The 22465-nt window shown below is 66.4% G+C and carries 18 protein-coding genes and 1 pseudogene; all 19 read left to right on the forward strand.

Annotated features, from left to right (window positions below):
* Positions 1-70 precede the first annotated feature (70 nt).
* Entirely contained in the window at positions 71-2863 is a 2793-nt protein-coding gene (locus OCQ_RS15830) for a helix-turn-helix transcriptional regulator (protein ID WP_014385221.1), read from the forward strand.
* Between the two features lie 176 nt (positions 2864-3039).
* Complete coding sequence (locus OCQ_RS15835; protein WP_008258045.1) at positions 3040-5763, forward strand: helix-turn-helix transcriptional regulator; 2724 nt, start codon at positions 3040-3042, stop codon at positions 5761-5763.
* A 690-nt stretch (positions 5764-6453) separates the two neighbouring features.
* Entirely contained in the window at positions 6454-8724 is a 2271-nt protein-coding gene (locus OCQ_RS15840; RefSeq protein ID WP_008258047.1) for a LuxR C-terminal-related transcriptional regulator, read from the forward strand.
* A 186-nt stretch (positions 8725-8910) separates the two neighbouring features.
* Positions 8911-9225 carry a hypothetical protein gene (locus OCQ_RS15845; protein ID WP_008258049.1) on the forward strand — a complete coding sequence of 105 codons (315 nt, stop codon included), beginning with the start codon at positions 8911-8913 and terminating at the stop codon, positions 9223-9225.
* A gap of 239 nt (positions 9226-9464) precedes the next feature.
* Positions 9465-9853: pseudogene (locus tag OCQ_RS26150) on the forward strand (four-helix bundle copper-binding protein).
* A 58-nt stretch (positions 9854-9911) separates the two neighbouring features.
* A complete protein-coding gene (locus tag OCQ_RS15850) occupies positions 9912-10379 on the forward strand; it encodes a DUF5709 domain-containing protein (RefSeq protein WP_008258051.1) in 468 nt (155 codons plus the stop codon).
* Between the two features lie 36 nt (positions 10380-10415).
* A complete protein-coding gene (locus OCQ_RS15855; protein ID WP_008258053.1) occupies positions 10416-11828 on the forward strand; it encodes an NAD(P)H-quinone dehydrogenase in 1413 nt (470 codons plus the stop codon).
* A gap of 780 nt (positions 11829-12608) precedes the next feature.
* Positions 12609-13736, forward strand: a complete 1128-nt coding sequence (gene tal, locus OCQ_RS15860; RefSeq protein ID WP_014385225.1) for a transaldolase — start codon at positions 12609-12611, stop codon at positions 13734-13736.
* Entirely contained in the window at positions 13733-14332 is a 600-nt protein-coding gene (locus tag OCQ_RS15865) for a sulfite oxidase-like oxidoreductase (RefSeq protein ID WP_008258058.1), read from the forward strand. Before tal ends, OCQ_RS15865 begins: the two co-directional genes overlap by 4 nt.
* Before the next feature lie 8 nt (positions 14333-14340).
* Entirely contained in the window at positions 14341-15081 is a 741-nt protein-coding gene (locus tag OCQ_RS15870; protein ID WP_014385226.1) for a ferredoxin reductase, read from the forward strand.
* Between the two features lie 14 nt (positions 15082-15095).
* On the forward strand, positions 15096-15371 hold the full coding sequence (locus tag OCQ_RS15875) for a DUF6510 family protein (protein ID WP_014385227.1): 276 nt from the start codon (positions 15096-15098) through the stop codon (positions 15369-15371).
* On the forward strand, positions 15371-16021 hold the full coding sequence (locus tag OCQ_RS15880; RefSeq protein ID WP_014385228.1) for an RraA family protein: 651 nt from the start codon (positions 15371-15373) through the stop codon (positions 16019-16021). The genes OCQ_RS15875 and OCQ_RS15880 overlap by 1 nt, the downstream gene beginning before the upstream one ends.
* Positions 16022-16079: 58 nt before the next feature.
* Positions 16080-16670, forward strand: a complete 591-nt coding sequence (locus OCQ_RS15885) for a GNAT family N-acetyltransferase (protein WP_014385229.1) — start codon at positions 16080-16082, stop codon at positions 16668-16670.
* A gap of 133 nt (positions 16671-16803) precedes the next feature.
* The gene (locus OCQ_RS15890) at positions 16804-17319 is read left to right on the forward strand and encodes a YkgB family protein (RefSeq protein WP_014942447.1); all 516 of its coding nucleotides are present in this window, start codon (positions 16804-16806) and stop codon (positions 17317-17319) included.
* Between the two features lie 171 nt (positions 17320-17490).
* Positions 17491-18261, forward strand: a complete 771-nt coding sequence (locus OCQ_RS15895; RefSeq protein ID WP_014385231.1) for an SDR family NAD(P)-dependent oxidoreductase — start codon at positions 17491-17493, stop codon at positions 18259-18261.
* Positions 18262-18295: 34 nt separating this feature from the next.
* A complete protein-coding gene (msrB, locus tag OCQ_RS15900) occupies positions 18296-18790 on the forward strand; it encodes a peptide-methionine (R)-S-oxide reductase MsrB (RefSeq protein WP_014385232.1) in 495 nt (164 codons plus the stop codon).
* Positions 18787-19335, forward strand: coding sequence for a peptide-methionine (S)-S-oxide reductase MsrA (gene msrA, locus OCQ_RS15905; protein ID WP_041297910.1), 549 nt, complete (start codon positions 18787-18789; stop codon positions 19333-19335). The genes msrB and msrA overlap by 4 nt, the downstream gene beginning before the upstream one ends.
* A 70-nt stretch (positions 19336-19405) precedes the next feature.
* Positions 19406-21112, forward strand: a complete 1707-nt coding sequence (gene ctaD, locus OCQ_RS15910; protein WP_041785082.1) for an aa3-type cytochrome oxidase subunit I — start codon at positions 19406-19408, stop codon at positions 21110-21112.
* A gap of 62 nt (positions 21113-21174) precedes the next feature.
* Positions 21175-22125, forward strand: a complete 951-nt coding sequence (locus OCQ_RS15915; protein WP_014385235.1) for an NAD(P)/FAD-dependent oxidoreductase — start codon at positions 21175-21177, stop codon at positions 22123-22125.
* The last annotated feature ends 340 nt before the right edge of the window (positions 22126-22465 follow it).

The raw sequence follows: 22465 nt of genomic DNA on the forward strand, positions 1-22465 counted from the left end.
CGAGAACAGTGGATTACACAACTTGGACGTCTCCCGCCCGCCCACAACACGTCGGCGGGTGGCGGTTCGCGTGAGTGCCGCGAATGCGTCGGGGCAGCTGCGCACGCCGCCGATCCGCGGGCGGGCGAGCGAGCTGAGGGCGATCGATGCGCTGATCGCGGCGCTCGCTCAGGGGCGTGGGGGCGTACTGGTCATCGAGGGACCACCGGGCATCGGCAAGAGCCGCTTGTTGACCGAGGTCTTGGCGCGCGCCGAGAAGGCAGCCGTCCGTGCACTCTTCGGCGAGGCGTTCGAGTACCAGCAGACGGTGCCGTTTTTCCCGCTGTTCATGGCGACACTGCGCGCGGATCCCCCCGTCGGGGATGCGGAGGCGTTGCGCCGCTTGGGCACATCGGCCGATCTCAGCTACTGGGTGGTGCGCGATCTGCAAGCGGCCATCCATGCCACCGCGTCCCGAACGCCCCTGGCGATCCTCCTCGAGGACATCCATTGGGCCGACAACGCCACCCTGCTGGCGCTGCGGTCGCTGGCCGCGACCCGACCCGACGCCCCGGTGCTGTGGATCCTTACCGCGCGAACCGGGGCCGGCGGTCCGGCCGTTCGCGAGACGCTGACCGCGCTGGAACGCGAGGATGCCACCTTTCTGCGGTTGACTGCCATGACACCGAGCGCGGTCGCAGACATCGTGCAAGACGCCGTGCGAGCCAACGCGGATGCGTCGCTGCTGAATCTGGCCGATAAGGCGCACGGCAACCCCTTCCTGCTGACGGAGCTGCTGCGCGGACTGGACGAGGAGGGCCGGCTCGACGTCAGCGACGGCCGCGCGGTCGCCACCGGAGATTCGTTGCCGCGACGGCTCAGCCACACCATGCAGCAACGACTCGATCAACTCTCCCCCGCCGCCAGCCAAGTCGTGCGGGTCGCGGCAGTACTGCCTGACCGATTCTCGGCCCGGCTGCTCGCCGCCATGCTCGAACGCCGCCCGGCCGCCCTGGTATCGGCGGTCGAAGAGGCGGTCCGCGCCGACCTGCTCATCGAAGACGGTGATCAGATGAGGTTCCGTCATGATCTGCTGCGCGAAGCGACGCGCCAATCGTTGCCCCGGTCGCTGCGCCGAGCGATGGAGCGGCAATCGGCGAGCGTCATGCTGGACATGGGCGCGGCGCCGCAGGAGGTCGCCACCCAGCTCGCCCGCAGCGCGGAGGTGGGCGATCAGGCCGCGATCGCCGCACTCCGCGAAGCCGCACAGTCTCTGGCCTATAGCGATCCGGGCGCCGCGTCGGACTTGAGCAAGCGCGCGTTGGAACTCCAACCCGCCCAAGACTCAGGACGCGCGTCACTCGTCACAGAGACGATCGTGCTGCTCAATCGGGCCACCCGCTACGAAGAGGCGGAAAGATTGGCCGACACCACCCTGTCTGCCGCGCTGGCGCCCGAAGAAGAGGCCAAGATTCTTCTCCAGCTCCGGACACCGATCACCGATACGACAACGCGACACATCGAAGACAACCGCCGCGCACTTCAACTGCCTCACCTCAGCGACGTGACCCGGGCACGACATCAGGCGTGGCTGGCGTACAACATGGCGATGTACGGCCAACAGGGACAGGACAGCGCGGCAGCCAACGAGGCGGCGGCCGCCGCCGCATCCACCGGCGATCTCGAGTCGAGCATCCTATCCGGAGTAGCACTTGCCTGCCTCGACTGCGCGGACGGGTACGCCGGCCGCGCCCTTTACCGGGTTGAGCAACTGCAAGCCCTGACCCCCGCGGGCGACATGACCGCTCACAATCTCGCCGCATGCCACCTAGCAAACCTGCTCGCGGTGGTCGGACGGTTGAACGATGCTGCGGCGCTCGTCGACAAGTGCACAGAGAAATCCAAGCAAGAACGCGACGGCATGGCGCTTCACATCTGGGCCCTGACGGCGGGGGTCGTACAGGCGGCCGCCGGCAGATTGTCGGCTGCCCGCGCCGCCATCGAGTGGCTGCCCACGCCGGAGCGAACGGGGTCGACCTTCGTAACCGCGATGCGCATGTTCACCCTGGCGGAGGTGGCGGCCCGCACCGACGACCGAACGTTGTTGCTAGAGACGATGAGTGAGGCACGCGATGCCTACTCCAGCGGTACACCTGCCGTACGTCGCGGGGCCGCGGCCGCGCTGGGGCTGGCGGCGTGGCAGCGCGACGACGTCCATGAAGCGGTGCGGTGGCTCGGCGGCGATATCCCGCTGCTCGTGACACCCGTCTTGCCGATCGTCTTTGATCAGCTGACCTTGACCGCGCGCGTGGCTTCGGCTGCCGGTGATGCCGGGTTGCGGGCGCGTCTCCTGGCCGTCGTTGACGTGCTCGAACGCGAGCGGCCCGGGGTTCGGTTCTTCTCCACCGTCGCCGAGCACATCCGCGGGATCCTCGAGCGCGATGCCGATGCGTTGGTGGCGGTGGCGAGTGCGCTCCACTCGTCGTCGCGGCCGCTTCTCTACGCTGGCGCTGCCGAGGACGCCGGCGGCGAGCTGAGTCGCGCACAGCGCAACGCCGAGGCGCTCGACGAGCTGAACGCGGCATTCGACACCTACATCGCGTGTGAAGCGATTGCCGATGCCCGCCGGGTCGGCCGCGCGCTGCGTGGATTGGGCGTGGAGCGGCGGATCGTCAGCCCGCGAGCAAAATCAGGCTGGGGCAGCCTCACCGACTCCGAACTCACTGTCGTCAACCTCATCGCACAGGGCGCGACCAACCGCGACGTCGCTACCGAGCTGCACCTCTCCCCCCACACGGTGAAGACCCACGTCCACAACGCATTTGCCAAGCTCGGCGTCAGTTCCCGCGCCCAATTGGCGCAGCTCATGCGCGGCGCTGATTGACCGGCAGCAAATCGGATAGATGGCGTGCGCGGGCCTACAATGACGTGCACTCCAATGGCAGTCCGGTAAACGGTAGATAGGACACACACCCGATGGGGCCTTCCACCGGCCTATTCGATGTCGGCGGCCCAAGGCTGTCCACTCCGCCGCTTCGAGGGCGGGCAGACGAGCTGAAAATGATCGGCGCACTGGTTACCGCGCTGGCGCGGGGCCGCGGGGGCGTGCTGGTCATCGAGGGCCCGCCCGGCATCGGGAAGAGTCGGTTGCTCACCGAAGTGTTGGCGCTGGCCGACCACAGCGGGGTGCGCACCTTGTTCGGTGAGGCGTTCGAGTACCAGCAGACGGTGCCGTTTTTCTCGCTGTTCATGGCCACGCTCAACGCCGATCCCCCGGTGGGAGACGCCGAGGCGTTGCGCCGCCTGGGCGGATCGGCCGACCTGCGCTACTGGGTGGTGCACGATTTGGCCGACGCGATTCACGCCGCGGCCGCACAGACCCCGCTGGTGATTGTGTTGGAGGACATTCACTGGGCCGATAACGGCACGCTGCTGGCGCTGCGTTCGCTGGCCACCGCGCGGCCGGATGCGGCGGTGTTGTGGATATTGACCGCCCGCACCGGGGCCGGCGGGCCAGCGGTGCAAGAGACGTTGTCGGTGCTGCACCGCGCGCATGCCACATTCCTGCGACTGGGGGCCATCGCGCCGGATGCGGTCGCCGACATGGTTTGTGACGCCGTGCGGGCGAAAGCCGATGTGTCACTGTTGAATCTGGCCGCCAAGGCGCACGGAAATCCGTTTTTGGTCAGCGAGCTCGTCAGGGGGCTCGGCGAGGAGGACCGACTGAGCGTTACCGGCGGGCACGCGGTGGCCACCGGACATGAGCTGCCGCGACGGCTGGGCGCCAGTATGCAGCAACGGCTGGACCTGCTCTCCGAAGGTGCATCAGAAGTGGTCCGGGTGGCCGCGGTGCTGCCGGACCGGTTCTCGGCCGGCTTGCTGGCCGCGATGCTGGAACGTTCGCCGACGTCGTTGCTCTCGGCGCTCGAGGAGGCGGTGCGCGCGGATCTTTTCATCGAAGACGGTGAGCAGCTGAGGTTTCGGCACGACTTGCTGCGCGAGGCCACCCGACAGTCCTTGCCGCAGTCGCTGCGCCGGGCGATGGAGCGCCAGTCGGCGTCGGTCATGCTGGGGATGGGCGCGGCGCCGGCCGAGGTAGCCACCCAGCTGGCGCGCAGCGCCGAGCCGGGAGACCGGGAGGCGATCGACGCTCTGCGCCACGCCGCCCAATCGGTTGGCCGCGGCGACGCGAGCGCGGCCGCGGACCTGAGCAAGCGCGCACTGGGGCTGTTGCCCGCCGACGACGCCGAGCATGGATCCCTGGTCGCGGAAACGGTGGGGTGGCTCAACCGGGCCGGCCGCCACGGCGAGGCCGAAGAATTGGCCGTCGCGGCGCTCTCGGGCGCGGCGTCGCCCGAAGTAGAGGCCGAGATCCGGCTGCGACTTCCCGTGCACACCAAGCACACTGACCAGCGGCGTGTGGAGGAGAATCGGCGGGCGCTCGAGTTGAGCGGACTCAGCGAGATCACCCGGGCGCGGCATCTAGCGTGGCTGGCGTACAACCTGGTGTTCGACGAAGGTGGGCAACGGCGCGAGGCCGCCGACGAGGCGGCCGCGGCCGCGGCCGCCACCGGTGATCTCGAGGCCACGATCATGGCCGGCGTCACCCACGCTTTGCTCGATGCCGGTGAGGGGTATACGGCCCGCGCACTGCGCCGTTTCGAAGAGCTTTGCCCGCTCGCCCACACGAATGAAACGGCGTTGGCGCATGCCTATGCCGGAATGTACAACGCAAACCTGCTGGCAGTGGTCGGCCGGTTGGACGACGCGACGGCCCAGGTTGCGCAGGGCATCGGGCAAGCCGGTCGGGAAGGCAACGCGATGGCGCTCGCCTTGTGGGCCGTCTTCAGTGGGCTCGTCCACCTCGCTGCGGGCCGGCTGTCGGCCGCTCGCGATGCGACGGAATGCCTTCCGCCACCGCAGCGGACGGGGGCGACCGAGCACGACGTACTCCGCACGGTGATTCTCGCCGAGGTGGCGGCCCACACCGATGACCGGAACTTGTTGCAACAGATGGTCAATGACGCGCGCGACGCCCATTCCACTGGCTCCGCCGGCATTCGTCGCGGATCGGCGTATGTGCTCGCGCGGGCGGCGTGGCAGCGCGACGACATTCATGACGCGATGCGCTGGCTCGGCGACGTCATCCTGCTGGCGACACCGTTTTTCCCCCACGCGTTGGCTCGCCTGATCTTGGGTGCGCGGGTGGCCTCGGCCGCCGGTGATGCCGGTTTACGCGCGCGGGTCCTGCAGGCCACCGAGGTGCTCGAGCGTGACCGGCCCGCGGTGCCGCTGTTCGCGGCGGTGGCCGGGTACGCCCGCGGGATCCTCGAACACGATGCCCAGGCATTGGTGGCTGCCGCGGAGTTGCTGCACGCGTCGCCGCGGCCGCTTCTGTACGCCAGCGCCGCCGAGGATGCCGGCGGCGAACTGGCTCGCGCGCAGCGCAATGCCGAGGCGCTCGAACAACTGAACGCCGCGTTCGACACCTACATCGAGTGCGGGGCGACCGCCGATGCCCGCCGGGTCGGTCGCGCGCTGCGCGGGTTGGGCGTGGAACGGCGCATCGTCACACACCCGCGGGCGAAAACGGGCTTGGACAGCCTCACCGACTCCGAACTCACCGTCGTCCATCTGATCGCCGACGGCGCGACCAACCGCGCGGTCGCGCAGCAACTGCACCTCTCCCCTCACACGGTGAAAACGCATCTTCACAATGCCTTCGCCAAACTCGGGATCACGTCCCGCGCTCAACTGACGCAACTCATGCGCCGCCCGGATTGACCAATCCGTCAAAGCCCAAGGCCACTAGGCATACACCGACCCGGCCCTAAACATCACCCGCCGGGCGATGGTGGCGCGGTTCCCGCGGTGCCAACGTAGTCATTGCGCTTTGGATCGCCGCGACCCAACCAGGGCCCGGCGCCGGAGGGCAAACGCGCAGAGGGTCGAGAAGACGATGATGAGCACACTGTTGGGAATGTTGATGATGATGCCGGTGGTCTTCGGCGTGGGTGGCTACGTGTTGGTGTCCCGACGTCCATGAGCACGGCGCAGACGATGGCGGGCCGCCGGCCCGCGTGCCCCGAAGTCTCGCGTTGAGACGCTCAGTCACCTCCCTTGAGAGGTTCAGCATCCGGGCGCGGCGGTGCAGTGGGTTGCAGGAGTAGAGGCTTCGGTGAAAACAGGAGAAGTGCGGTGAGCGGGCACAGCATGAGCGCGGCTCATGAGACAACCATTGAGCCCTTGGCGGGACGCGGGTCCGCCGGCCCAAACGGGCACCGCCGGCGTGCGCCCGCGGCATTTCCGGACGGCGCATCTGATTCAATAGAGTCGCCGCGATTACCGAGCAGAACGAGCCCGGGCGGCCCCGCAAGGACAAACTGGGATGCCGACAGGGCGGCCACCCAGGACGCGTCACCGCCGAGTTTCCCCGCCCGGCTGCGGGATTCGACGGATTCGCGGAGTGCGGACATGAGCGGCTCAGCAGGGCGCAGCGACAACGGCGTCGGACAAGCCGGTGCGCGCGCAGTCCTGCTCGCCACCAAGCTGCACGTCCCGGCCATGGGGGCGCAGCTGGTTCACCGGGCGGCCCTGCTGGACGCATTGTCGGCGGGGCGTACCCGCAAGCTGACCCTGTTGAGTGCGCCGGCGGGTTGGGGCAAGACGACATTGCTGGCGCAGTGGGCGATGGGTGGGGATGGGCGGTTCGCCTGGCTGTCGCTCGATTCCTCCGACAACGACCCGGTGTGGTTTTGGATGTACGTGGTCGCCGCGCTGCAGAAAGTCAGTCCCGGGCTGGGGATTCGCGCGGTCGAACTCCTGGCGATGGGTGCCGATCCAGTGCAAGTCGTGCTGCCTACCCTGCTCAACGATCTGGACACGATCCCTAGCCCCGTCGTGCTCATTCTCGATGACTACCATCTGGTGGTAGGCCGAGCGATGCATGAGCAGCTTGCCTTCTTCATCAGCCGGATGCCGGCGAATCTTCACCTGGTGTTGGCCACCCGAGCCGATCCGATGTTGCCGCTGGCTCGGCTGAGGGCCAGCGGCGAGCTCGCCGAGGTGCGAACGGACGACTTACGTTTCGGGCCGACCGAGGCGGACCACCTGCTGAACGATGTCCTCGGGCTGGGCTTGGCGCCCACGGATATTCAACTGTTGCACCGCCGCACCGAAGGATGGGCTGCCGGCCTCTATCTTGCCGCCCTCTCGCTTGCCGGGCGTGCTGACACCGCAACGTTCATCAAGACGTTCGCAGGCGACAACCGTCATATCGTCGACTACTTGATGGCCGAGGTGCTCGACGGGCAGCCACCGAACCTGCGTAGTTTTTTGCTCCGCACGTCGGTCCTGGGACGACTCAGCGGTGCGCTGTGCGACGCGGTGCTGCAAACGTCTGGCTCGGCCGCGGTCCTGCAAAAGATCGAGCGCGAAAACCTGTTCGTGGTGCCACTGGACACGTCGCGTCACTGGTATCGCTATCACCAGCTGTTCGGTGAGCTGCTGCGCACCGAGCTGCGCCGCACCGAGCCTGATCTCGTCGCCGATCTGCACCGGCGAGCCGCGACGTGGTTCGAGGCCGAGGGACTCATCGATGAGGCGCTGCGCCACCTGCTCGCCGCCGGCGACACCGCGCGCAGCGCTGACCTGATCGCCGCGGACTGGGTCGACGAATTCAACGGCGGCGGCCTGTCGACCATCTCCGGCTACCTGGATCTACTTCCCGAGGAAACCGTCTTAGAGGATCCGCGCCTGAGCGTCGCCCGCGCGTGGATCGCCCTCAGCGTCGGTCAACTCGATGACGCCGCCGAGTGGATCGAGGCGGTCGAGGCGCGATCCGCGGACGATACCGCGGATGGTCGCGCCATCAGCGCGCAAGCCGCCGTGTTGCGCGCGGTTCACTCATTCAAGACGGCTGACGTTGCTGCCGCGCTCGAGGGGGCTCGCCGGGCGACCACCCTCGATTTCGGCGAAGCACCGCTGGGCCGACCGAGCGCCTATTGCATTTATGGTGCCGCGCTGTACTTTTCGGGCGATGTCCCCGAGGCGCAAGCCGCCTTCCGGCGGGCCGTGCAGCTTGCCGAGAAGGTGGGCGATCGTCGCGCCCGCAGTTCCTCGTTGGGCTATCTGGCGCTGATCTCGGCCGAACGGGGTGAGCTCGCGGATGCCGAGCATCAGATCCGGGAGGCTTCGGGCAGCCCCCGAGACCTGGCCGATGCGGAACATCTGGTGGACGTGATGGTGTCGCTGGCCACGGCCGAACTCCTCGCCAAAAGCGGTGACGCGCTTGCGGCGGTGGCCGCCGCGGACATGGCCGTCATGTCGGCCCGCCAAAGTGGTGCGATCCTCGAGGTGGCCAAGGCGCAGTTGGTGAGGGCGGAGATCTCCGAGCGGCTCGGCGACCACCAGACCGCCAAGGCGAGCCTCGAAGAGGCCGGCACCCTGGTGCGTGGTTGCGCCGATGCCGGCATCGCCCCGACGCTGCTCGCCTCGGCCGAGCGCAACGCGGGAGTCGCGGTGAGTCCGCGCAACGAACGGAGCGTGGTCGCCGAGGAACTGACCCCCAAAGAGGTTGAGGTTCTTCGCCTGCTCGCCACCCGGCTATCGCGACGCGAGATCGGTGAGCGGCTCTACGTCTCGCTCAATACCGTGAAGACCCACCAGCGCGCCATTTACCGCAAGCTCGGCGTTGAGCACCGCGGCGCGGCGGTCAGCCGGGCGCGAGAACTCGGACTGTTTTAGCCCATCCGCGGGCACCGCACCAGATGTGCCCGGTCACGAATCACCTTGTCTGACAAAGCCGTTAATGAACCACGCCCAGCCGCCGCCAGGAAACCGGAAAGGGACCAGGACATGCTTACTGCCGCTATCAGGCCCCAGGCCCGATTGGTGTCGTCGAAGACACGGAGGTTCCCGAGTCGTGGTTCGGTGGCGCAACCGCGCCCCACGGTTGAGCCGTCGAGCATCTCCGACGAGGACATGGCGTGGTTACTGGTCGACGCGGTGAATTCGTGTCTGACCGGCTATGAGCGCACGGTTGTCTTCGTCGAATTAGGCTGCGGCGAAGGGTATCTCGTGATCAAACGCATCCTCACCTCCCTCCTGGCAACCCGTACGGCGTTGCCGGTGGCGATACACTCGAAGTTGACCGGATGGCTGAATGGCTACGCCGGCAGCCCAGAGGAGCCGCAGCTGCGCAGGATGCTGGCCATCATTCGCCCGCGGCAGCCCGAGGCGGTTTAGGAGCGCCTGACCCGCCAGACCGGTCGCGCCCCGTCAGTGGTGATCTTGGGTAGTGGGTTCGGCGGATTCGTCACGTCGTTTTATCACCCGGGTGAGGCACTCAGGTGGGCGAGGACAGTTCACCCGTTTGCACGCCATGCTTTTGATGTCTACAGCTACGCAGCCGTGTTCTGTTGTGTGAGACAGCCTCCAACAAGGAGGAACCTGACAAGGAGGACGTAGTGAACGCCGCCAGGAGAATGCTGGAGACCTATCCCCGCGATCTAGGCCGGATCGATCGAGACAGCTGGTCGCATGTATCGACGCGTGTTTTGAATGCGACCAGGCGTGCACAGCGTGTGCAGACGCCTGCCTCAGTGAAGACGACGTCAACCACTTGACCAAATGCATCCGTACCTGCCTTGACTGCGCGGATGTCTGCGCGACAACCGGGCGCGTGCTGTCCCGGCACACGGGCTATGACGCCAACTTGACCAGGACGGTGCTCCAAACGTGCGCCGTCGCCTGTAAGACAAGCGGGGACGAGTGCGACAAGCACGCGGCGAAACACGAGCATTGCCGCGTGTGCGCCGAGGTATGCCGTCGCTGTGAACGAGCCTGCCGCGATCTTGTCGAGGCGCTCGGTTGAGGCAACCACCGGGCGGGCGCACGGCTTCGCTTCGCGAGTGCGACCTTGCAGATAAGGAATGGAGACGGCGCTGATGGGGATTTCTGAATTCGACGACGTCGGGGCCCACCTGCTCGAGCCGGAAGAAAGCGTGGACTCTGAACAGACGGGCATCGACCTGGACGAGGGCTACTCACCCCCGGAAAGCCCGCGGGAATTGCGGGCGTGGGGTCTCACCGCGAGGGAAGCGCGCACCCACGAAAGTCTGGCGCGCCGGCTGGCCCGTGAGCTGCCGGACGTGACCGACCAGTGGGACGGCGACGGAATCGGTGATAGCGCTGACAGCGATGGCGAGCCGATCGACGATCAGGTCGGCGGCATGCGCGCGGGCCGGCTCGTCGCCTTCGACGTAGACCCTACGGATCCGGCTACGGATTACCTTGCCTACGACGTCGGCATTGACGGTGGCGCCGCGTCGGCTGAGGAAGCCGCCATCCATATCATCGGCGATGAAGACACGAACGCCGGTGGTGGATGGCGTTTTTGATGACCTGTCGTCCGGCCGGATGGTGAGGTTCGAGCTGTGCCGACCCGCATTGTGATCCTCGGCGGGGGCCCGGCCGGTTACGAGGCGGCACTGGTCGCCGCCGCCCGAGGGCCTGAGGTGGCACGGGTGAGCATCGTGGACGCCGACGGTATCGGCGGTGCGGCCGTGCTGTGCGACTGCGTGCCGTCAAAGACGTTCATCGCCTCCACCGGGCTGCGCACCGAACTGCGCCGGGCGCCTCTGAGCTTGGACATCGGTATCGCCGACGCGGAGATCTCGTTGCCCGAAATCCACCAGCGGGTCAAGACATTGGCGGCCGCCCAGTCCGCCGACATCACCGCCGACCTGCTCAGCATGGGCGTCGAGCTGATCGCCGGTCGCGGTGAGCTGATCGACGCGACTCCCGGGCTGGCGCGCCACTGCGTCAAGGTGACCAAGCCCGACGGCACCGCGATGGTGCGAGATGCCGACGTCGTATTGGTCGCGACCGGCGCCAGCCCGCGAATCCTGCCCTCGGCGCAGCCCGACGACGAGCGCATCGTGACCTGGCGCCAGCTTTACGACCTGACCGCGCTGCCCGAGCACCTCATCGTCGTCGGCTCGGGCGTCACCGGCGCCGAGTTCGCCAACGCGTACGCCGAACTCGGTGCCGCGGTGACCGTCGTGGCCAGCCGGGACCGGGTGCTGCCCTACGAGGATGCCGACGCCGCATGGGTACTGGAGGAATCGTTTGCCGAACGCGGCGTCAAACTCGTCAAAAACGCACGCGCGCAATCGGTTGTCCGCACCGAGGGCGGAGTCGTGGTGACGATGACCGACGGCCGCACCGTTGAGGGCAGCCACGCCCTGATGACGATCGGATCGACCCCCAACACCGACGGCCTGGGCCTGGAGCGGGTGGGCATCGAGCTGGGGCGCGGCAACCACCTGACCGTAGACCGGGTGTCACGGACGTCGGTTCCCGGGATCTATGCCGCCGGGGATTGCACCGGCCTGTTGCCGTTGGCCTCGGTCGCCGCGATGCAGGGCCGGATCGCGATGTATCACGCGCTGGGCGAGGCGGTTAGTCCGATCCGGCTGCGCACCGTCGCGGCCACGGTATTCACGCGTCCCGAGATCGCCGCGGTCGGCGTGCCGCAGACGGCGATCGACGACGGCTCGGTGCCGGCCCGGACCATCATGCTGCCACTCGAAACCAATGCGCGCGCCAAGATGTCGGAGCTGCGTCATGGCTTCGTCAAACTCTTCTGCCAACAGGCCACCGGCGTCGTGATCGGCGGTGTGGTGGTCTCCCCGATCGCCTCGGAGCTGATCCTGCCGATCGCCGTGGCCGTGCAGAATCGCATCACGGTCGACGGGCTGGCGCAGACGCTCGCGATCTACCCGTCGCTGTCCGGCTCGATCACCGAGGCGGCCAGGCGGCTGATAGCGCACGATGATCTGGACTGACGCCGCACAGTGGTTGGCGCCGCGGCCCGTGGCCCGGGCGACCCTTGTCCTGGGCGCACTGCCTGCCGCCGTGTGGTGGCTGGCACCGTGGAAGTTGTTGATCAAGACCACAATCGATGAGATGCCGCCGCCAGGAGCTCAGACCACCCAGTTAGGAGAATTCACCAGCCACATCCACCCAACCAGCGGTGCTGCGCGGCTGGCGACCTTGCCCGACGGGTCACGGATACTGCGGCTGGACAATCTCCATGCCACGTTGGGTCCGCAGCTGCGCGTCTGGCTGAGTGACACACGAGTAGCCATGTCGACACCGCCGGAGTCGGCAGCGTCATTCTGTGGTGCGCCCGCTTCGGTGTGTCCTTTGGCGCCGCGGAGCTGCGATTCGTGCCGCAATCACTGGACACACCCTTGAGGGGTCTAACCGTCCGTCCAGCTTGAGCATTATCACCCGGGTGAATGGTGCTGGAGGGTGATGACGGCTTGGCCGGGTCCGGGCCACGCTCAGAACACCACCCGGCAGGTGCCCATACACAACCTGGCCATCGACCGGGCGGGAATGAGTTCCGCAGCAACGGGCTTGCACGCGCAGTCGTGCAACAACGCTCTATGAAGGCCTGGTAACGGAGGATCTGTGACGCAAACAGCGCGCCGCATTAGCTTGACGACGCGGGACCGGCGGATGCTGGCCGGCGCGTACTGGCCGGTCGTCGCGTTCGCCGCCGCGCTCCTCACCGCACGAACAGCGCGTAGCCGCCGACATCGGCAGGAGGCCGCAGACACATGACGCAAGACCCAACCCTGACCGCGCTTTCGGCGGCGGGGGTCTCGGTTTGGTTGGACGACCTGTCGCGCGACCGTCTGGTATCCGGCAACCTGCAGAGGCTGATCGACACCAGAAGCGTAGTCGGCGTCACCACCAATCCCTCGATCTTCCAGCGGGCGATCTCACATGGCCATGCCTACGATCGGCAGATCACCGAACTGGCCGAAGGCGGCGCCGACGCCGAATCGGCGATCCGCACCGTCATCACCGACGACGTCCGGCAAGCGTGCGACGTCCTGCGCCCGCAGTGGGAAGCCTCCGGTGGCGTCGACGGACGGGTATCCATCGAGGTGGACCCGAGGGCAGCCCACGACGCCGACAAGACGGTCAGTCAAGCCGTCGAGTTGTGGAAGATCGTCGATCGGCCGAATCTGTTCATCAAGATCCCCGCGACGTCGGCCGGTATGTCCGCGATCACCGCCACTGTGGCCGAGGGCATTTCAGTCAACGTGACCCTCATCTTCTCGGTCGAGCGCCATCGTGCGGTGATGAACGCCTACCTGGCCGGGCTGGAGGCGGCGCAGCGCGCCGGCAAAGACCTCACCCAAATCCATTCCGTGGCATCCCTGTTCGTCTCCCGCATCGACACCGAGATCGACCAGCGGCTGGAGACGATCGGCACCGAGGCAGCCATGGAACTGCGCGGACGTGCCGGAATCGCCACCGCCCGGCTCGCTTATGCCGCATACCAGGAGGTGTTCCAAGCCGGACACCGCTACGCCGCGCTCGGCTACGACGGCGCCCATGTGCAGCGCCCGCTGTGGGCCTCCACCGGGGTGAAGAACCCCGCCTATCCCGACACCATGTACATCACCGAGCTGGTCGCGCCACACACTGTCAGCACCATCCCGGAAAAAACCCTGGAGGCACTCGCCGATCACGGCGTGATCAGCGGCGACTCCATCACCGGGACGGCCGCCGACGCCCGAGCCGTGCTCGACAACATCAGCGCAGCCGGCGTGGAACTCAAGGACGTTGTGAGGACGCTCGAAGATGACGGCGTCGCCAAATTCGTAGCATCCTGGCGGCAACTGCTCGGGTCCTATCCCGCTCCCCCAAATCTGCTGCCAAAAGGACACCAATGACTGTCGTCAACAAGGGCTTTCGCGGGCGTCGCGCCGAGTCGGTCGTCGAGTTGCCGCCCGGTCAGCATCTGACCGCGGACTTCCCCGTGCTGCAGGCGGGACCGACTCCGCGCATCGACCTCGATCGCTGGCGGTTCACAATCCGCGACGAGCATGGCACCGAACGCGTGTGGACCTGGGCCCAGTTGAGGCAATTGCCCAGCGAGCGGCCCACCGTCGACATCCACTGCGTCACCACGTGGTCCAAGCTGAACACCATGTGGGAGGGCGTAGCTGTAGACACTCTTTTCGAAGGGATCGACACGGCCGCCGAATTCGCACTGGTCGGTTGCTACGGCGGTTATACCACCAACCTCCCGCTGCGCGACCTTCTCGGCGGCAGGGCGTGGATCGTCTACGCCTACGACGGCGCACCGCTCAGCCCGGTGCACGGCGGCCCGGCACGGCTGCTGGTGCCGCACCTGTATTTCTGGAAGTCCGCGAAGTGGGTGAGATCCATTGAGTTGCGCGACAGCGACATACCGGGCTTCTGGGAAGGGTTGGGCTACCACAACTACGGGGACCCGTGGCGAGAACAACGCTACGCCGGGGATTGACGGCGACTGTGGATGTCGAGGTGAAACCGGCGCTACGGTGGCGGGTCGCGCGTGTCGTGAATTCTCACCCCGAGACCGATTCGGCGCGCACGATCCGGCTGACCGTGCCCGGCTGGGGCGGCCACCTGGCCGGCCAGCACATCGATCTCAAATTGACCGCCGAGGACGGGTACAGCGCGCAACGCAGCTACTCGCTGAGCAGACCGGCCGACGGTGAGCACATCGAACTCACCGTGCAGCGGATCTCCGACGGAGAGGTCTCGCCGTTTCTCCTCGGACTCGCTGCCGGCGACGAGATCGAATTGCGCGGCCCCATCGGTGGCTGGTTCGTCTGGCGCCCCGACGAGGGGGGTCAGGTTCTACTCGTCGGCGGCGGATCGGGAATCGTGCCGTTGATGGCGATGCTGCGACAGCGGCTAGTGGTGGGCAGCGCCCACTTTCGGCTGATCTATTCGGTGCGCAGTCCTACCGATGTGTACTACGCCCAAGAGTTGGCGCGGCTCGAGCGTGAATGTGATTGGCTTGAGGTCACACGGGTCTACACCCGCTCGGCCGCGCCACACACCACGCGGCCGTCCGGCCGGGTGCGTGCCGCTGACTTCGCGCCGACCCGCTGGGCACCCCGCAACGAGTTGCGCATCTATGTGTGCGGCCCAACGGGATTCGTGGAATCGGTGACCGCAATGCTGATCGAGCAGGGGCATCAGCCGTCAGCCATCCGGACCGAGCGGTTTGGGCCGAGCAACTAATCCAGAAGCGAGGAATGATGACCGAACCGACACACGTCGACGGCAACGCGGCCGCCGGCGCCTTCGCGGAAGTGCTGGGATTCGAGGTCACCACCGCGACGCTGACCTGCGGGAAATGTTGTCGTAACACCGCCTTCGCCGAGAGCCACGTCTACCACCGCGGCCCCGGCATCGTGGTGCGCTGCCCGGGCTGCGACGACGTCCTGGCCCGACTCGTGCAAACGAGCACGGACACCTGGCTCGACTTCCGTGGCGCCCAGTCCTGGCGTATCGCGACCCCGGACCGCTGATGCAATCCCTCGACGTACTCGCCGGTCGCGTGCGCACCGCCGACATCGTGGACGCCATGGGGCGCCGGCACCGACATCGTTGTCACCTCCTCGACCTGGTGAGCCCGACACCCGGCCGCCGTCTCTTCGGTCCCGCCGTGACCATCTCCTACTTCCCGGCGTGCCGGGTCGCCCTCCCTCCCGAGCGCTACAACTTCAAGAGGTTGTTCTACGACGCCATCGAAAGCGGCGCCGACGGGCGCGTGCTCGTCCTGGCCAGCAATGGCTGCAGCGACGCGTCGCTGGGCGGCGGGACAAAGCTGTCGCGTGTCCATAACCATCGGCTCGCCGGCATTCTCGCGGACGGGAAGCTGCGCGACTTCGCCGAGCTGGCGCACTACGACCTCGCCGTCTATTGCCGCGGCGAGACAACGCGGTCGGGCGGCGACATCGTCACCCCGTACGAGGCGAACCGTCCGGTGGTGATCGCGGGGGTGGCGGTCCGTCCCGGCGACTACGTCTTCGCCGACGCCTCGGGCGCCGCGGTCATACCCGCCGGCGACGTGCGCGCGGTGGTGCGCGCCGCCAAAAAGGTCGCACTGGAGGACGCGGAGACCATCGTGGCCATCAGGGCCGAGACGCCAAACACACTGGGAACCAACGAGAACTGACGGATCGGACCGCGCCCACAACGTTTGGGCACTACACACGACAACGCTAGGGGCGGGAATGGTTGAGCATCATCACGTCGACTGGGACGCGGACACGCGGCGCATCGAGACACCCCGGCTGGTGTTGCGGCCGTGGGAACTCGATGACGCTCTCGCCGCATATGCGATCTACGGTGCGCCCGAAGTGGCGCGTTGGCTGTGCCCGGCCTTGCCCCCCATCCCCGACGCGATGGTGATGCGACACGTCCTGGCGGCATGGATCGCCGAAAGCGACCCGACCGGGCTGCCGCTGGGCCGGTGGGCGATCACCGACAACACCGCGGGAGACGTAATCGGGGGCGTTGCCCTGCTTCCGCTGCCGCCGGGCGGCACGGATCTGGAAATCGGGTGGCAGCTGTCTCCGAACGCTTGGGGCTACGGTTACGGCGCGGAAGCCGGTCACGCGGTTGCCCATCAGGCATTCGAAAACCCCGGTATCAGTGAGGTCTTCGCAGTCGTGCGACCGGAGAATCGCCGTGGTGTGGCTACCGCCCGGCGAGTGGGGATGGAGTGGGTCGGCGAGACCGACAAGTACTACAACCTCACGCTACAGGTCTACCGTTTGACGAAGGCCGATCTCGACCTGCCGGAGCCGGCTTGTGCGCACTGAACGGCATGCCCCGCAACGGCTTACCGTCGTCTCACCCGGGTGAATTGCATCCGGGGATGAGGACAACTCACCCCATGCGCGTAGATAGTGGTCGCTGATCTGAGCCGCGACCGACACACAGAACGGAGACCGCATGTCGCAGAGTGAGGCCACCGCCATGATGACTGCTGGGCCAGGAAAGTCTCGAATAAACGTCATCGCGCCCCTCGTCGCACGTTACGGTTTGGCTGTAGTCCTGGCCTGGTTCGGCGCCATGAAATTCACTTACTATGAGTCCCACGGCATTTCGCATTGGGTGGCCAACAGCCCCTTCTTGAGTTGGGTCTACGAAATCATGTCCATCGACGCCTTTGGCCGATTGAACGGAACGGTAGAATTGGTCACGGCGGCGCTCTTGGCCCTCAAGCCCTGGTCTCCGAAAGCTGCCGTGGTGGGCGGGATAGTCGCCTCTCTGTTCTTCGTCACCACGCTGAGTTTCATGATCACGACGCCCGGGGTCGGCGAGGCGTCTGCGGGTGGGTTTCCCATTCTGTCCGCCGATGGCGAATTCTTGATGAAGGACATCGCGCTCATCGGCTTAGCGCTCTGGCTGTTGGTGGACGCTATCGACGCAACCCGCGAACAGCCGGTCGTCGCCAAATCGCAGTGACTCTCCCCGCCGACGAAGTTGCCCGGGACAAGGACTCGCGCCCAACTCCGCATCAAATCACCCGGGTGAACAGACGGCTGGGGTGATGCCGGCTCAGTCCGCGACGTTGCAGTCTCGTTAGACGGCGGCCCAGCGGGGAGCCGTCAAAGACAACCACGAAGGGGACCGAACATGCATTTTGACGGCAAGAAGGTCATCGTTGTCGGCGGCAGTGCCGGCATGGGTCGGCAGGTCGCTCTCGATGTCGTCGACCATGGCGGCAGCGCGGTGATCATCGGACGTTCGAAGGACCGTGTCGATGACACCGTCGCTGAGCTGACGAACCGGCGTCGCCACGCCTGGGGCATCGCCGCCGAACTGACTGATCGCGCTGCCGTCGCGGATGTACAGCGGGCGCTGTCCGAGCAGCACGACGACGCGACCTTGCTGGTCAACGCGGCGGGATTCTTCATCCCCAGGCCGTTTCTCGAGTACGACCAGCAGTTCTATGACTCCTACATGGAGCTCAACTACGCGCTGTTCTTCCTGACACAGACCGTCGTTGCGGGCATGATCGCCAATGGCGAGGGCGGTTCCATCGTCAACATCGGCAGCATGTGGGCACATCAGGCCATCGGTTTGACACCATCGTCTGCGTATTCGATGCAAAAGGCCGGCCTGCACGCCCTTACCCACAATCTGGCCATCGAGCTTGCGGAGCACAAGATTCGCGTCAACGCGGTGGCGCCGGCGGTTGTCAAGACCCCGCTGTATGAGGGCTTTATCCCGAAGGACGAAATCGACGCCACGCTAGACACTTTCGCGCCGCTTCACCCGCTGGGACGAGTCGGCACCCCCGTCGACGTCGCCAACGCCGTCACCTATCTGCTTTCCGAACAGGCCAGCTGGGTCACCGGCGCGATCCTCAACGTCGACGGCGGCATCATGGCCGGCCGCAACTAATCGGACAACCGAGCACACTCACCAAGGAGCATCCGTGTCACACGAATACACCAAGAACCCGGCGGCGGTCGACGCGCTGAGTCCCGAGCAGTACCACGTTACCCAGGAGAGCGGGACCGAGCGTCCATTCTCCGGCGAATACTGGGCCAACAAGGAACCCGGTATCTACGTCGACATCGTCTCCGGTGAGCCGCTGTTCGCATCGGTCGACAAATTTGAGAGCGGCACCGGCTGGCCCAGCTTCACCCAGCCGATCGACGCGGACAACGTCGTCGAGAAGAGCGACCGCAGCCACTTCATGGAACGCACCGAGGTTCGTTCGGCGCACGGCGACAGCCACCTCGGGCACGTCTTCAGCGACGGCCCCCGGGATAAAGGCGGCCTGCGCTACTGCATCAACTCGGCGTCGCTGCGTTTCATTCACCGCGACAACCTCGAGGCCGAAGGTTACGGGCGATACCTGAGCCTGTTCTCCGACGCGGCTGCGGAGCGACGCGGCGGCGCACCCGTGAGCGAGCAGCGGTCATGACACACAAGGTTGCCGTCCTGGCGGGTGGATGCTTTTGGGGCATGCAGGATCTGATCCGCAAGCAGCCCGGTGTGGTGTCCACGCGGGTCGGCTACACCGGCGGCCAGAACGCGCACCCCACCTATCGCAACCATCCCGGGCATGCCGAAGCGATCGAGATCACCTACGACCCCGACCGGACCGATTATCGGACGCTGCTGGAGTTCTTCTTCCAGATCCACGACCCGACCACCAAGAACCGCCAGGGCAACGACGTCGGGACCAGCTACCGCTCAGCGATCTTCTATCTGGACGACGAACAGAAGCGGATCGCGCTCGACACCATCGCCGACGTCGACGAGTCGGGACTGTGGCCCGGCGCGGTGGTCACGGAAGTGGCTCCGGCCGGCGAGTTCTGGGAGGCGGAGCCCGAGCACCAGGACTACCTCGAGCGGTATCCGTCGGGCTATACGTGCCACTACGTCCGGCCAGGATGGAAGCTGCCCCACCGCAGCGGCTTTCGCGATGCCAAGTCGCCGTCGGCGCACGCGAACCGCGATGGGTGATCGCGGTCGTCCGGCGCCGAGGCCGTTGACCGCCGGCGGGAGACGGATCCAGCATTAGGAGACCAATCTGATGTCCGCCTACGCACCCCCGGTGGGTGAGCTGCGCGCCCACCGGGCCTTTCCGGCGCGCGTCGGGCCCAAGGGCAACCTGATCTACCGCCTGATCACCACGACCGATCACAAGCTGATCGGGATCATGTACATCGTCGCCTGCTTCGCCTTCTTCTTCGTCGGCGGGCTGATGGCGCTGTTCATCCGTACCGAGCTGGCCGCACCGGGGCTGCAGTTCTTGTCGAACGAGCAGTACAACCAGCTGTTCACCATGCACGGCACGGTGATGCTGCTGTTTTATGCCACCCCGATCGTGTTCGGGTTCGCCAACCTCGTGCTGCCCTTGCAGATCGGCGCCCCCGATGTCGCCTTCCCACGGCTCAACGCATTGTCGTTCTGGCTCTTCATGTTTGGTGCTCTCATCGCGCTGGCGGGATTCATCACCCCGGGCGGCGCAGCGGATTTCGGCTGGACGGCTTACACGCCGCTTTCCAACGAGGTCCATTCCCCGGGCGCCGGAGGCGACCTGTGGATCCTGGGGCTGATTGTCGGCGGCCTGGGCACCATCCTGGGCGGGGTGAACATGATCACCACGGTGGTCTGCCTGCGCGCACCGGGTATGACGATGTTCCGCTTGCCGGTATTCACCTGGAACATCCTTGTCACGAGCATCATGGTGATAGTCGCTTTCCCGTTGCTGACGGCCGCGCTGTTCGGCGCCGCCGCCGACCGCCACCTCGGCGCGCGCATCTTCGACGCGTCCAACGGCGGAGTCCTGCTGTGGCAGCACCTGTTCTGGTTCTTCGGCCACCCCGAGGTCTACATCATCGCGCTGCCGTTCTTCGGCATCATCACCGAGGTCGTGCCGGTGTTTTCCCGCAAGCCCCTGTTCGGCTACTCCACGATGGTGTACGCCACCATCAGCATCGGGGCGCTGTCGATCGCGGTGTGGGCGCATCATCTCTACGCCACCGGTGCGGTGCTGCTGCCGTTCTTCTCGTTCACGACGTTCTTGATCGCGGTCCCCACCGGGATCAAGTTCGTCAACTGGATCGGCACCATGTGGAGGGGCCAGCTGACCTTCGAGACCCCGATGCTGTTCGCGATGGGCTTCCTGGTCACGTTCCTGCTGGGCGGGTTGTCCGGGGTGCTGCTGGCCAGCCCTCCGATCGACTTCCACGTCACCGACACGTATTTCGTGGTCGCCCACTTCCACTACGTGTTGTTCGGCACGATCGTGTTCGCCACCTATGCCGGGGTGTACTTCTGGTTCCCGAAGATGACCGGACGGCTGCTCGACGAGCGGTTCGGCAAGCTTCATTTCTGGCTGACGCTGATCGGCTTTCATACGACGTTCCTGGTGCAGCACTGGCTGGGCAGCATGGGCATGCCGCGCCGGTACTCCGACTATCTGCCCACCGACGGCTTCCAGCCGCTCAACATCGTCTCGACGATCGGGGCGTTCATCCTCGGCTTCTCGATGCTGCCGTTCGTGTGGAATGTGTTCAAGAGCTGGCGGTACGGCGAACCGGTCACCGTCGACGATCCATGGGGACACGGCAACTCGCTGGAATGGGCCACCTCGAGCCCGCCGCCACGACACAACTTCATCGAACTCCCCCGGATCCGCTCCGAGCGGCCCGCCTTCGAACTTCACTACCCGCACATGGTCGACCGATTGCGCGCTGAATCCCACGTGCGATACGGGAGTGCGGATGCGCGGTGAGCGCGACGCCGGAGTCGTTGTCGCTCAAACCGTTTAGCACGTTTGTCCCGTCCGCTCCCGCAGTGCCGGCGCCGGCCCGCATCCATGACGTCGTCATCGTCGGATCGGGCCCGGCGGGGTACACCGCAGGCATCTATGCGGCGCGAGCGCAGCTCGACACGGTGCTGATCGAAGGGACTTCGCGTGGCGGGGCGCTGATGACCACCACGGTCGTCGAGAACTATCCCGGCTTCCGCGAGGGCACCGGCGGGCCACTTCTCGTAGGGGACATGTGTGCCCAGGCCAAACGGTTCGGCGCCCAGCTGCACCCCGACGACGTCGATGATTTCCGGCTAGACGGTGACGTCAAGACCGTGGCGGCAGCCGGAAAGGTCTGGCGTTCCCGCGCCGTCATCCTCGCCATGGGTTCGGCCCCGCGGGCGCTTGGCATCCCCGGCGAGAAGAGGCTACGGGGCCGAGGCGTCAGTACCACCGCCAAGGGTGCGGGGTTGATGTTGCGCGACAAGGATGTCGCCGTGGTCGGCGGAGGGGACGCCGCCATGGAGGAGGCGCTCTTCCTGACGGGGATCGCGCGCAGCATCACCATCGTTCATCACCGCGATACCTTCCGCGCATCGCCGCTCACCACCGCCCGGGTGCGCGCACACGACAAGGTCACCGTCCTCACCAACACCTCGGTCCTCGCCGTCCGAGGGCGGCGGTGGGTGACCGGCCTGCGGCTGCGACAGCACGTAGGCGGCGCCGAGCGCGATCTGCCGGTTTCCGCGGTGATCGTGGCCGTCGGCCACGGCCCCCGCTCGGAGCTGCTCGTGGGCATCGTCGATCTCGATCCCCACGGGTATGTCCTCACGCGAGAAGGGACCAGCCACACCTCGGTCGACGGCGTATTCGCCGCCGGCGACCTGGTTGACCGCCGCTACCGGCAGGCCATCACCGCGGCCGCCAGCGGTTGCGCATGCTCCCTCGACGCCGAACGCTGGTTAGCGAAATCTGCTCTGAGACAGGGCCGATGACCACCGTCGGCCTGGCTAGAGCATCACCACGACCTGCAGAATATCGGCGGCAGATCGGATCGGTCTATCGCAGGATGGGCATCGAACGACGCGCCGGGACAGCCGCCGCGCGGGACTCGCGGGGTGTAGCTCCCGTGCGGTGCACTCGGCCGTGTACTCCAACGCATCGAGATGGTCCGCGCACACGAAACCGCAGGCATTGCCATCCTCGTCACAATCGTCGCGTTTGCAGTAACCGACCATGTGAAACTCCACATACGCCGCCGCCGGGCGCGCACACCGAAAACCGTTGTCGAGGAACGCCAGCTGACACTGTGGCGAGAAATCGAGATGTTCGATG

Origin of the sequence: Mycobacterium paraintracellulare, from assembly GCF_000276825.1 — a bacterium.
GTDB classification, from domain to species: Bacteria; Actinomycetota; Actinomycetes; order Mycobacteriales; family Mycobacteriaceae; genus Mycobacterium; species Mycobacterium intracellulare.